The 14,740-nt window shown below is 43.8% G+C and carries 4 protein-coding genes and 1 pseudogene; 1 reads left to right on the forward strand and 4 read right to left on the reverse strand.

The genetic code is table 11. The features are described from left to right. Positions 1-23: 23 nt before the first annotated feature. Together H8S63_RS01735 and H8S63_RS01740 are read right to left on the reverse strand one after the other, a co-directional pair. A complete protein-coding gene (locus H8S63_RS01735; RefSeq protein ID WP_186925541.1) occupies positions 24-2,873 on the reverse strand; it encodes a glycoside hydrolase family 2 TIM barrel-domain containing protein in 2,850 nt (949 codons plus the stop codon). 36 nt (positions 2,874-2,909) lie between these two features. Beyond that, positions 2,910-6,164 carry a glycoside hydrolase family 2 TIM barrel-domain containing protein gene (locus tag H8S63_RS01740; protein WP_229102220.1) on the reverse strand — a complete coding sequence of 1,085 codons (3,255 nt, stop codon included), beginning with the start codon at positions 6,162-6,164 and terminating at the stop codon, positions 2,910-2,912. A gap of 98 nt (positions 6,165-6,262) precedes the next feature. Here H8S63_RS01740 and H8S63_RS01745 point away from each other — a divergent pair. Then, positions 6,263-7,273 (forward strand): annotated as a pseudogene (locus tag H8S63_RS01745) (TlpA family protein disulfide reductase); the annotation flags it as partial. 62 nt (positions 7,274-7,335) lie between these two features. On the opposite strand, the gene H8S63_RS01750 reads toward H8S63_RS01745, so the two are convergent. After that, a complete protein-coding gene (locus tag H8S63_RS01750) occupies positions 7,336-11,547 on the reverse strand; it encodes a malectin domain-containing carbohydrate-binding protein (protein ID WP_186925543.1) in 4,212 nt (1,403 codons plus the stop codon). A 205-nt stretch (positions 11,548-11,752) separates the two neighbouring features. Further along, positions 11,753-14,452, reverse strand: coding sequence for a hypothetical protein (locus tag H8S63_RS01755; RefSeq protein WP_008997713.1), 2,700 nt, complete (start codon positions 14,450-14,452; stop codon positions 11,753-11,755). Positions 14,453-14,740 lie beyond the last annotated feature (288 nt).

The following is a 14,740-nucleotide window of genomic DNA, read 5'->3' on the forward strand; positions in this document are numbered from 1 at the left end:
GTGGATACCTTTATATGATTCATTTACATAAACCGGAAAATGACTCGTCCGGTTTGTGGACCATTTACCCATTTCGGTTGTGAAGAGGGACCACACAAATCGGTGGAGTTTACTTTATTACGTACCGGAGGAATCACGTTCAGGACAGAGATTCCGCTTTCGGGAAGAGTATAAAGCAAACGATCGCGGCCATCACGAGGCTGATATACTCCGATATATGCGTCGGGAGTTTCGTTTGTCAGGCTGATAGTGCCTTCTTTCGTTTGGATATTCATCCAGGAAACATCACCAAAGTATCCTTTGAATTCGGGATATGTGAAAGTCTCACCCGGAATAGGATCATTATAGTCGTTTTCCCAAACATCGTATTGTGTTCCGTGAATACGGTTTTGCCATACACGGTAAGGTCCGGCACCCAACCAGCGTTTGCTGATTACCTGATCTTCAGGATAGTCGAAACGAATACCCATCAAGTCTACGACACCGGAGAAATTGTAGGTATAATCCAAAGCCAGTTCTCCACTCGGGTTAATTGTCCATTGGGCCTTATCCAGGTTGCCCAGTTTATAATTGGCGGTAACAACCAGATTACCTCCGTCTTCTTTCACATCCAGTTTCGTAAATACGGCAGCATCAGGGAATTCGCTGTATGTGCGGTCTTTTTCTTTTGCTTTCTCATCATCATGGTTATAGAACTGATCCAATGAGCGGTCTGCACGACGGGCTCCGATGAAACGGGGTCCATTGGCGAAGTTAATCTTACGATTATCTACAGATACTCCTTTCAGTTGTCCGTCTTTCTTTGAGAAGATGAATGTACGCTTATTCGCTTTCACAGTAAGCTCATTTTCTGTCTTTGTATAAGTAGGACGACTGGACAAGGGAGAAAGCTGTTCTGTCTGCTGATTCAGTTTGTTGACCGGGAAAGTCCAGCGCCAAAGTTCATGGCCGTATGAGTCGATTGCTGTCAGGAAGAGGGCGTCTGCATTGGGGAGGATATTTGTTTTTATATCCAAAATGCCTGCCGAGTGAGCAACCACGTCACTGCCTTGCACTTCACCCTCTTTCAACACTTGAATAGCAGCATTGGACGCATCTGTTGCCAGCGGGAATTTTACTTGCTTCCAAAGGAAACGGCAAGTATTCAGATTCAGATAATCGTAACGGTTTTCTACGGAGAATTTGCCATCAAATTGCTTGTTGATAGAAGTATTCATGATTTGCACCGGACTCCATAACTGCTTGATAGTGTAGTAGCTACCTTCCTTTTCGTGATGTGGTCCTACAATACCGTCTGCTCCAAAGTTTCCTTGGTTATCAATGAATCCGTCCATATCCACACGCTTCACACCTTCGTCTGCCAATACCCAAAGGAAGCCACCGATACAACGGGGATGCTTGCGCATCATTTCCCAATAATCATATAATCCCGCACCATGGCCGCCATCATACAAACCATGCAAGAATTCCGTAGGCATAAAGATTTCCGGTAAGCGCATGTAGTTCTGGCTTTCTCCGTAAGAGCGGTAATGCATGGTTTCAAAACCGGAGAAGTTACCTTGCGGGTGAATAACCGGACGTTTCTGCGGATCGTATTTATGAAACTCTCCATCCAGTTCGGTATTCCATCCTTTTTCATTACCATTACTCCACCAAATAATAGACGGATGATTCACGTCACGTTCTATCATGCCTTCAATCAGACGTACTCCGGTGGGGGTATCATACTTGCCATGCCAGCCTCCCAATTCATCCATCACATAAAGTCCGAGAGAATCACAGGCTTCCAAAAATTCCGGGTCAGCCGGATAGTGGCTCAAACGGACAGAATTCATGTTCATGCCTTTCATCAAAAGAACATCTTCGATATTCTTCTCTTTACTCAACGTACGGCCACTTTCAGGACGGAAACTATGGCGATTGACACCACGTACATTGATACGTACTCCGTTTATATAAAGTCCGTCGCTTTCGCGTACTTCAATTGTGCGGAAACCAAAATTTTCTGTTTCACTATGCAAAACCTTACCGGTCTTATCCAATAGAGAGAATTGCGCTTTATAAAGATTCGGAGTTTCCGCTGTCCATAATGCGGGATTAGATACATTCAGTTGCAGGGAAGTCCAGTCGCCTCCTGCTTTTACGGGTACGGTGGTTTCCGTTATCTTTTTCCCTTTTTTATCTAAAATCTGTGTACGGATGCTCATTCCGTCATTAGAGATATTTGTGTAGCAGTTGGCACGGAAAGTTCCATCCATCTTTGCGTCAATGGCAATGTGCCGCAGGTTTACGGCTGGTTTCACCTCCAGGAACACCGGACGGAAGATACCGCCGAAATTCCAATAATCAGCACGACGTTCGGCAAGGTTCACACTAGCATTTTCACTCTCTTTGGCAACAGTGACTTCCAGTAAATTCTTTTTGCCATATTTCAGGAAATCCGTGACGTTGTATGAAAAACGATAGAAGGCTCCCTGATGTTTGGAACCAACTTTGCGTCCGTTTACTTTTACTTCCGTATCTGTCATTGAAGCTTCGAATACAAGATTGACCTGTTTGCCGCGAAACTTTTCCGGAACTTCAAATTCGTACTTATACATACCTTTTTCATCGGCAACACCTTCAGGAAATGGCTTTCCATAGAAAGTGATCCCATACTGATAAGTGCCGAAGCCTTGCAATTCCCAGCAGGAAGGTACGCCGATTTTCGTCCATTTGCCGGAATTGCGTCCGTCGGTACAAAAGAAGTCCCATTCAACCATATCGTCGCATCCGTGACCGGAGAGATATTGCCTTTCCGTTTGTGGAAGGTTTTGAGCAGCCAGGGTAGTTGCCAACGCCAAGGTTGATAATAAAGTGGTTACTTTTTTCATTGTTACTTTTATTATTGTGTTAGTTATTTATTGCTATTATTGTTTACTACTGATACGGAGATGCAACGTATGTTCTTTTTTCTCTATGGCATATTTCTTCAATACACCCGGTCCGCAACTACTGTTTCCTAATCCAAGTACGGCAGCATCCATACTAAGAATAACTTCTGCACGTGGTTTTAAATCGCAATCGTGAGTTTCTTCATAGATGTCTTGTACGGTGTAATGCAGGGCAGATGCAGAAAATGCGTTTTCTACCGCGTCAACACGAATGCCTTTATTCTGTTTGTCGGTCAAGGTAAGATAATGCACTTCCTCTTTGTTTCCACTGTCCTGCGGACGTGGATAATGTACGTATTGGTCTGCAACACTTCCTTTCCAAAGCCCTATCATAGCAGATGTTTTGCGGTCAGGATAGTTATCCTGTGGTCCTCTGCCATACCAGGTAAATGTATCATAAGCAGGCGCCAGACAGAATGCGATTCCTAAACGGGGAATTTCAGGAAGAACTCCTTGTGGCAAGAAAGTTGTTTTCAGATCAATCGTTCCATCTGAAAAGACCGTATAGACAGAAGTCGTCACCACTTTTCCTTCTTTATATAAATTACTTGTTTGAATCCGGACAATGACCGCCCCGTCTGCACGTTTTTCATGGTGGAAAGATTCCAGATTTATCTGCGGATGATCCATCCCATGCAATTTCCAGTCTTTAGCCAACCAGTTTCCGAAGCTCTTGTCATTATCTGTCGGAGCACGGAAAACTTGAGTGACAGGCTGAACCGGAAAATCATCGGAGTGAGCCAGCATTTCTTTGTCCTTATATATAAGGGAAGTCATACTTCCGTTCACTTTCTTTTCCCACTGAACAGAAAAACTGCGTCCGCTAATCAATAAAGATTTATCATCCTCTTTCACCTGAAGCGCTCCTTTATTAATCAGATCGGCAGAAGCTAAATCTCCTTTCTGCAAGCAGAATTGTTCCCAGGCCACTTCATGTCCTGCCTTTGCCCAAAGAGCATCCGATTTCAAAACAATGCTTACTTTCAGTTGGCAATCGGAAAGAGGTTTCAATGAACGGAAAGCCGGCAAACCGATTGTGCCACTTTCCCCTGGAGCTATTTCCGGCAATGTTATTTCTCCCCGTTCTTTCTCCTTACCATCCACTGATAATGTCCACAGACAACGATAAAGTGATAAATCAATATGATGATTTCGGTTGGTTACTCTCAACTCTCCATTCTCAACTCTCAACTCAACCGGTGCATATACCTTCTTTACCTCCCAATATTTAGGCGTAGTTACACGGTCACTCATCAGTAATCCATTAAAGCAGAAAGCTTTTAAATTCGGCTTATCGCCAAAGTCACCGCCGTAAGCCACCATGGTACGGCCATCGGGTAATGTCTTGTAGATTCCCTGATCTACCCAATCCCATATAAAACCACCCAGCATACGGGGATTGCTATATATCTCATCCCAATATTCCTTGAAATTTCCTAATGCATTCCCCATGGAATGTGCATATTCACTCGTCATTACCGGACGGTCGTCATTGGTACGCTCCGCAATCTCCAGCAACCGCTCCCAACGTGCATTTTCAGCGCGTTCCTTATCCTCTCCCTCTGCAATGCCGGGATTTAAGTATTCCTGTTTCACCCGGGTATAAAAGCGGCTGATAACATCGACCGTCTTCGGGTCAGGATTTCCGTCCACTCCCTGCGCCCCCTCATAGTGTACAGGACGAGTGGGATCGAAATCATGCAGCCATGCCGAAATAGCAGCGAAGTTCGGTCCGTAACCGCTTTCGTTTCCCATGCTCCACATTACAATACATGGATAATTCTTATCACGTTCCGCCATACGGACCGCACGGTCCATAAATGCTGCATGCCAGTCGGGGGTACTTGCGAGTGTTCCACGCAATCCGTGTTCTTCTATATCCGCTTCGTCCATCACGTACAATCCCAAGCTGTCGCATAGCTCGTACCAACGGCTTACATTCGGGTAATGACTGGTGCGCACAGCATTTATATTTGCCTGCTTCATTAAAAGAATATCCTGAAGCATCCGTTCTTCGCTCATGACACGTGCCGTCCGTGGATCATGTTCGTGGCGGTTCACTCCACGAAAACGAACCGGATTACCGTTCACTAACAGTTGTCCTTTTTTGATTTCTACAGAGCGGAAGCCCACGGCCTGTTCTATCTGTTCTATGACTTTTCCTTCTCCATTTTGGAGAGTTAAGTGTAATTTATAAAGATAGGGTGTTTCTGCCGTCCATCTTTCCGGCGATTTTATAATGGCTGACAAACGTCCCATCTTACGCGGGCCACGCTGCGGATACCATTCATTCATCCGGCTTGCTTTATGCTCCAAATCAAGCATATCTTCCACATCGCCTTTCAATGTGGCAACTTCTTTGCCTGAAGCATCCTTTAATACTCCCTGTAAGACATACCCTTTTCCAGTCATCCCTCGATATACACTGAATTGCGGATCAATCTGCAAAATAAAGTCTTCATAATCACCAGCAGATGCAGGAAGAGTGCGTACTGCATAATCACGGACATGAATATCCGGCGTATGTATCAGATGAATACTACGATGAATACCACCAAAACGCCAGAAATCCTGATCTTCCAGATAAGAACCGTCACTATATCGGTAGACTTCCAGTGAAATTTGATTTTCTCCGGATTTCAGATACTTCGTGACATTAAATTCACTCGGTTCCATACTGCCTTGGCTATACCCTACCCGTTCGCCATTGATCCAAACATAAAAGGCGCTCATTACGCCCTCAAATCGTAGAAAAGTCTGTCCATTCGCTTCCCATCCGGCCGGCAAGACAAAGGTACGCCGATATTGCCCTACCGGGTTTCGTTCTTTATACGTGGTATAGTCAGTTTTCGGTTCTCCCATCACCCGTGGAGGATCTATTTTAAACGGATAGCCTGCTGAAACATAGATAGGCGTGCCATATCCGTTCACTTCCCAATTGGCGGGAACAGGAAAATCCGTCCAATCTTTATCATTAAAATTTGTTTGATAGAAATTCACGACTCTTTCATTGGGAACGGGAGTCCAACGGAATTTCCAGGTTCCGTCTAAAGAGATTGAACCGTCTCCTTTCTGTACAGAGAAAGGGGTAAAAGCGGCTCTTGCCGGTTCACGATTGATCTGGAGAACATGATGATTCTCCCAATCATGCATTGTTTGTGCCTGTGTAGGACTTACAAACAATGCGCCAAGCAGTAAAGTATATATTTTCATTCGTTCTTTTTTCTTCATATCAAGTAGACGGACGAAAGGGTATTTTGTACCCCTTTCTTTTACAGAAATATTAAAGAACAATAAAAGGAGTAACACTCTATGAAGAAAATCTTTATCAACGGGAATTAAAGTTGATGAAGGAACTCCCTATTTCTAATGTCTGGATGGAAAAATTGCTCCGTTTGAGTATGTCATTGAAGTACAATCCAAAGTTTACCAATAAGGAAAAAATACTGGCTTTGTATGACAGATTAAACGAAGAACAGAAAGCTTCCATTGAAGGACAAGAAATCAGGGTTAATCTCTTTCCTCCTAAAACGGTGAAAGAAGGAGATGACATGGCAGATGCCGATCTTTTTGATTTAGATGGAAAGGTGCATCATTTGGCTGATTTCAAAGGAAAATATATGTTACTTGATTTCTGGAGCAGCGGTTGTGGTCCCTGCATCATGGCTTTGCCCGAAATGAAAGAGATTCAAGAGCAATATAAAGACCGACTCACCATCATCAGTTTGAGTTCAGATACGCAAACTAGATGGAAAGCTGCTTCTGCACAACATGAAATGACTTGGCAAAACTTAAGCGACTTGAAACAGACTGCAGGACTATATGCTGTGTATGACGTCAACGGTATTCCGAATTATGTTCTTATCTCTCCCGAAGGCAAAATCGTGAAAATGTGGTCGGGCTATGGTAAAGGCAGCTTGAAATTAAAGATGCGTAGATATTTGGATGCACCAAAGCGTGAAATGAGTATCACCGGGGACACCAATAGAAAAGTCGTTAATCATCCGAGTTTTGAATCAACCAATACTGATATTCTTGAAGTGAAGCAGGTAGAATTGACTGACACAGCCACTATCGTTCATTTTTATGCATATTACATACCCAAATACTGGATACAAGTAAGTGTAAATGCCAAACTAGTAGACGAGCAAGGTGCATCATACACATTACAAAAAGCTGACGGCATTACCCCCGGTAAGCATTTCTTTCTGCCTGAAAGCGGAGAAGCCGAATTTTCCCTAACTTTCAAACCATTACCTCTCAAAACTAAATCATTCAATTTCACAGAAGGAACAGCCAAAAACGATTGGCAAATAAATGGAGTAAAACTTACCAAATAAAGAAAGAAATAAAAACGGGACACTGAAAAGCTATGTATACTTCCAAGTGTCCCGTTTTTTATTTATTGAATATCCAATGCGTCAAAAGCAATTCCGTCCATATTTTCTGCCGAAAGTAATACTTTGTAATGTCCGGCATTGATAAAGGTTCCGGTGGTGGTGCTCATCATCTTCCATTTATCCGGTGTTTCCGGGAAGTTCAATACGTCCTCTTTCAATACTACTCCTTTTGAATCAATGAATTTCATTAAGACAGGTATTGGCTTTCCGGTAGTGTTCATATATTTAAAGCGAAGGGCGTACACTTGCGCCAACCCGGTAGAAACATTCCATTCAATGCTGTTGCCTTTTCCTTTACCAAAAAACACTCCCATCTGTTTGCGATGTTCTTTCTTTTGGAATTTGCCTTTCAGTACAGCCGTTTCTGCTTCGTATGATATACTGACACGAGCATTTTTGTCTTCCGGAAGTAACTCTTTCGGAGTCTTTTCCATCACTTCTTTATCCGCCTTTTCCCAACTCCAGCCGGACGCAGGGAATACCGTCGGTTTCAGTTCCTGATCTGTGCTGGCGATAGCAATGCCTGAAATCAAGGCTTGTCCTGCTTTCACTTCCGGGAAATGAATTTTCAACATCCCACCTTTCACTATGGCATATACCACTTTCTTACAAACTCCATCGTGACCGCTTTCAGCCCAAATATCCAAGTCATCTAATACAACAGAATCATTCACGGCAACATCGAATATGCGCAGTCCTTCACAGTCGGCAGAAGCGCTTCCGCCCGTGCCATGCCAAGGCTCTGTGAAATACAGTTCAATACGATATGTTCCGTCTGCCACAGGGAAACGATATTCCAGTTGGTGACGTCCGAAGCGGAAATGTTGGAATAACGTCCAGTCACGAGTGCCATGAATCGGATCATTGGTGGTACGTTGACTGGCAAGATAAGGATTCAGATCCTTGAAATTCTCCGCCCATGAACGGGAATAATTCGTATTGTCCTGCAACCAGAGCTGTCCGAAGCTATCTGTATAATCATCCCCTCCACAGTTGAGACGATACAGATAATTATATCCTGCCTCTCCTTTCAATATCTTTTTATCATCCTGATAAAGAAGTTCGAAGTTAGGGGCTTGCTCCAGACCATTTAATAGGATCAGGTCTTCTGCTACCGGTTTACCTTTATAATATCCTACAGCACGAAGCACATTATAACGAATATCCCGGTTTTCCCACATAAAATGAGTGCCTGTTCCGTTGTTCTTTTTACGTCCGAGGAAGGTTGCCTTTTCATTTGTCAGATCGTTGTATAGCAATACAGAATCACAATTGCTGTAAGCCTCGATAGTGGCACGGCGACGTCCTTTTTCAAAGCGGTTGGCCCATGTATGTGATACCAGGTAAACCATCGGGTCTTTTGCAGCCGGAACATAGTTGGCGCGATACATATAATATACGTCCAACGGTTCTTCCCACGGAGTAACCAATCCTTTATAATTGAACGGACCTACTTTATCTATCTTGCGATACGCTTCATCCGGTTGGCGGCGTCCGGGATTGTCATGACTGCTATATATCCATTGGAATTGTCCGCAAACACTATCTTTAGCCTGTTCTGCCAAACGGATTTTTGTTTCCATCAGCTGACACATACGGTCTTCACTCCACACTCCGTTCACCTGGAAATCTCCCGGCTCCGTATGTAGGTCGATGCTTCTCCACGCTCCATATTCTCCGTTCAACAATTGGTTCGCTTGAGAGAGCTCACGACCGTATTTCGTCACATCTCCTCCATACGTACCACTCCAATTTTGAATCACATTCCAGTCTGTACCCTCACCGCCATTACAGGTTGTTATGACACGCATTGTCTTTGCAGTCGGATCCATCTCCCGAATAATATCACTGCACTCCTGTGCAAACTCACGAGGCAAAGTGCTTTCATTCTGCAATCCCCACATCACCACTGACGGAGAATTACGACGTTCTTTCACCCATTGACGAAGCAACTTTTTAAAGTTCTCACGAAACTCCGGAGTGTCATACCACACGTGGGCGGAAAATTGTGTCCAAAACAAGATTCCCTCTTCATCCCAGTATTTTTGATAATCGAGATGATGGGGCTGATGAGCATCCCGGAATGCATTGAAACCGGCTGCACGTATCTGTTTTACCCTTGCGGCAACCTGTTCATTGCTGAACGCATGACTTTGTCCGAACTGATGCTCATACTCGCATACTCCATTGATAAACACCGGCTTTCCATTCAGGTAAAAACGTCCGTTTCCATCGTTTCGTTTTACCGGCCAGCTAATGGTACGAATGCCGAAGGGTGTCGAAATTTCATCCGTCGTTTTCATATCACGCTTTATCATGCTGGCCAATTTATAGAGATATGGATTTTCCGTATTCCACAAAACAGGATTCTCAACAGGCGCCTGCTGGCGGATCACTTTCATTTCTCCCGGAGCTAAAGTAACTTTCTCTACCAAACGGAAAACTTGTTTTCCATCGGCATTACTTAGTTTATTGACTAACTCTACCGTTTCTGTTGTTTTACTATAATTCTTAACCTCTGTTTCTACAAATACGTTAGTAGCCTTTTCGTCATTCCAAATATGTACACCGAAAGGTTCTATACGAATCTCATCCGTTACTTCCAATACCACAGGACGGAAGATACCTAACGGTTGGGAACCCTCACTGAATCCCCATTCCGACGAACATCCTCCACATACCCAAGGCATATCGGCAATCATTTCAGGATGCTCGGCTTTCACTTCCAGGCGATTTACTCCCTGTTTCAATTCATCTGTGACATCCAAAGTCAATGTGGTGCGCCCTATGGGATGACGACCGAAGTCCTTTCCGTTCACTGTAATGGTGGCGTATGTACCTACTCCGTCAAAACGAAGGAAATATTTTTTAAGTTGAGAGTTGAGAGTTGAGAATTGAGAGTTGTTGAGGATGAAGTCTTTTTTGTAAAGAACGGTTCCGTGAAGATTGCCGTGAGTCAATTGACGATACCCATAATAATCATCCCAGTTATGAGGTATATTCACAGTCTTTTCACTCTCAACTCTCAACTTTCCATTCTCAACTCTCCAAGTTTTCCAGCCTTCATTTAATTCAATAATTTGCCGACGATTCTTACTCTCCGGAGCCGGGAAACGGACAGCCGAACGTCCCATCGGCTTACTGGTAGCAATGGCAATACCACGTTGCTCTGCGTTGTTTACCGCACAATAGAAATGATAAACCACTCCGTCATGTTTCACCACATAGCTCTTATGAGCAAACAGTTCATCGTAGTTCTTGGAGGGGATAATCAGGTCGGCCCCTTTCCAGTCGGTCCAGTTCACTAAATCATAGCTGGCGGCAAATGTATTGAATGCTTTATATTTACGCGAAGGTTCAAAAGCAGAGAAATAGAACATCACATACACATCTCCCATCTTTTGGATATGCGCATCTCCTGTTATGGTTCCATCTGCTTCATGCGCAAAGACCGGATTTCCGGAGTAGCGTTTCCATGTTTTCATATCTTTGGAAAGTGCAATGCCGACACGTTCGCCCTTTAAATCCGTTTCCGGATGACGCCCGCCCGCGTTGTAATACATCACAAACGGAGCTCCCAGTGTTTTATCTTTATCCCAATAAACGGTACTCTTATATTGAGTCAGTTTTTCCCACCATTGGGCATCTTTATCATGGATGCTCAAAATCGGTTTGTCCAGAGATTCCCATTCATGTGACGTAGAAATATCTCCTTTCGTCCATGCCAGTCCGACATAAAGCGGAGCTTTTACAGCTTCGTAGCCCGTTCCTTCACCACCGATATAAGTCATCCAATGGCGACCTTTATAAGTCTGAAGCTCATAGCTTCCACCCCATTCCATATCCGGCAATGCAGGAAATCCGCCACGCTGATTGCAGTCCCATTTTCCATCCCGATAAGAAAGAACCCGTCCCAAAGTGCGCCATTCGAGCAAATTATCACTTTCTGCTATCCACGTTTCGTAACCACGACCATCGGTTCCACCTTTGCCGTTGTAAACCACATAAGTCATCAGCCACTTGTCTCCCTGGCGAAAAACGGTAGGACAATCAATCTTATGATAATTGTCTGCCGGGGCAACTGCGAGCCCGTACTTGTATGGTGTCTTTACTTCCTCGTAAATCTGCTCCATTCGTTCCTGCGGAACTTCCCGTTGCGCATACAGAGAGAAAGTGGTGGCTATACTAAAAACTGCCAGCAATAATTTCTTCATGATACTTTTTCTAATCGTTTAATACTTAATATTTCACCACAGAGGACACGGAGGACACAGAGGTTTAATCTTTTTTATTTATTATAGAGTAACACAGAGTCTCACGTATTTATAATCGCGTTTGTCGCTCTGTTTTACTTGCGGAAAAGAGAGAGAGAAGAACTCTGTGTCCTCCGTGTCCTCTGTGGTGAAATATAAATTCCCATTAATAAAACAACCAATCCATTGTCTCTTCATCCCCGGCAAGCCCGGCATTACGCACTTTCGTTTCCGCAGCCGTGAATCCCAACACTTGCAGATAACCTTTGGGTAACATCAACGTATGCTTTCCAGCCGGAAAACTATATGCATGCACATTTGCCAAAGGCATTCCGTTGATACGGACAGCATTCGTCAACACGGGTTCCGCCTGACCGTAGTCATTGGCTGACGCATCGATTTCCAGTTTCGGAGCTTTTGCATATTTTTTCTGGTCGTCTTTGAAATAAGCGACTAACAATTTCACCGGAGCATCCGTTTCGAAAGTGATGCTTGTGCCTTTCTCTCTCTGTTCATTTCCATTGAAGCGGAGCGCTTTCATTCCTTTCAATTCCGGAGCTACTGCTTCTATCTTACCTGGAACATCCACAAATAAAGAAGTCCCCTCATCTACTTTCACTGTCGGATAATTAGAGATCAGTTTCACGTTTGCAGGAGTCCAGGCAGCAATCTCGACAGTTTCAGTCACTGCATTTCCATTCTGTTTTTCTTTCAACAAAGCGAGGTTGGCTTTGAAATTCTCCAATTCCTTCTCATAGTGTACCAGCAGTTCTTTCCAAGTCTTATTCTTTCCATCATCTCCACCGATAGGAATACGACGTTGGGCAGTCTGCATACTGTTGGCATACAAGTAATGTTCGTCCGTCAGTTCCACCAATTTGCGATAGTGTTCCAAGCTTTGTTCCATCAAAGGAATAGCTTCTTCAAGATTCTTAATCTCTTTTCCCCATTGATAATCCAATACCAGTTTGGCAGCTTTCACTTTCAGGTTGAATGCATACGCAAACTCACGATAACAATGCATATCATTCTGTAAACGTGCAAATTCATCCTTATTTGAAGAGACGGAACCAGCTGCTTTATCAATAGCCGCTACTGCTTTATCTCCATGTTCTATTACTTGAGCAACAATATCCAAAGGCATTTCACCTACATGAGGTTGCTTTTTCCATTCTTTCTCTACATACTCTATCAGCTTCTCTCCTTCCGGCCCGCAACTTTCATAGAATCCCGGATAGATCGTATATTTGTATGGATTGACAAGCTGACTCATAAACATTCCCAGTAATAACGTTTGGCGATTTCCCTCTGTGATACCGAAACGACGCAATAACTTCGGAGCGATCTCTCCGCTTTCTTCGTATGCTACACGGATATTACTTGCATTTTCGTCAGAGGTTCCGTAGAACTTGCCCAACTGATGGTCCCAGTAACCCATTTCATCTGTACGGTCGCGATGGCAGTTCCACGCATAGCGTCCCCAGGTCTGATACCAGATCCAATCACGATCCAACTGGAATTCACGTTCATTGTTCGGTAATTTGTCCGCCGTATAAGGCCAGTCCCAATATGAAGCCTGCGGATAAAGGTGCAACGCATTGGCACCGTGTACATTGTGCATGGCAGTTACCGCCTTCTGAACGAAATCCGGAGAACCCCAGCGGAACGGTTCCAAATTTGCCAGGATATGTACGTTACTGATATGAATAGAACCCAACGAACTCAAATCCGTATGAATTTTCGACCAGGGACCACGAGGTTCGTAGGTAGTCAACGATTCACCATTATACTTATGCATCGTATAAAGATTCTTATAGAGCGGCAAGGCAGCGTCCATCACCAGTTTGCAGTCCGTGTCGTGTGCACGCAACAAAAGAGGCGGTTCATCCGTACGTCCCAATGCCTGTAATCCGTCTTTCACTCCCGGAATAATTGTTTTAGTAAACCATTCCACATCGTCCTCCACTGTACACATCGCTTCACCCAGACAAACAAGTAATCCTACATTGGGATATTTTTCAATGAAAGCGGTAATACTCTTGCGTGTATAATCGGCAATCAGAGGAGTAATAGGACGGTTACGGTCCTGTGTTTTCAGTCCGTAATGTTCAGCAAAAGGTTTGGAAAGAATGATATTATAAAACATCTGTATGACAAAGATACCGCGCTTGTCCGCTTCTTCCGTGAGGAAAGAGAACATTTCTTCGTTCATTTTGAAAGTTTCTTCATCTACTTCCAGCGCAAACGGATAATCTTCCAGTTTCACCAATGACGCAAACGGATGGCCATTCCAAAGGTACAGCGAATTCATGCGGTTGGCAACCAACATATCCAAGTATTTAATCCACTGTTCCTTATCATAAAACCAGGGGAAACTTTCCGGCGTATACGGATATTCGTATACACCATGCCCCGGCAGGTAGGTCATTTTCTGTAATCCTACACATGCACCACGCAATACCATTTCAGGACCGTCTTTCAGTTCCTCCGGGAAGTTCAACTTACCATCCGAATCATTCACACGGTCAATCAGTTCACGGCATCCGTAAATGACACCACTCCCATCCCTGCCGGACACTCTAGTCAGATTGCCCGTCGTCGAAATATGAAAACCTTCTTTCTTGAGCGTCGTGTCATTTACTTCCGTCAACAGAATCGTTTTGATTTCGGGATCGGAGAATGTCGTGTCTCCCTGTTGCATCATTACCTGATAACCGGCTTTATCCAAGGTAGTCTGTAACTGCTCCGCACCAAACAAAACACGATTTGACGCATCCGGCGGAGTCATAATCTTCACGGTTTGCCTGCCACACGCTGCCAAAAAAAGTGTGCATGCCGCAAACATGAATAATCTGGTATTTTTCATTCTTCTGATATATATTATAGATTATATAATTCACTTCTTCACTAAGAGAAAGACGAAATAATCCCCTGTTTGTACTCATTCGTCTGTTTTTTCATTTTTCGACACCGTACTTCCACTTTCGTCTTTCCAGCAATTATCTCTTTTTCTTTATACCGGATAATGTATTGCAAAGCCATCTCCCCATTGGTGAAGTATTTTTTTAGTAAAGTATCATTTATGGTATTGTACGTATGGTATTTAATGAATTGCTTGTTTTTTGATTTTGGTATGGATCGTAAATCATGTATG

This window comes from Bacteroides sp. NSJ-39, assembly GCF_014287315.1.
GTDB classification, from domain to species: Bacteria; Bacteroidota; Bacteroidia; order Bacteroidales; family Bacteroidaceae; genus Bacteroides; species Bacteroides finegoldii.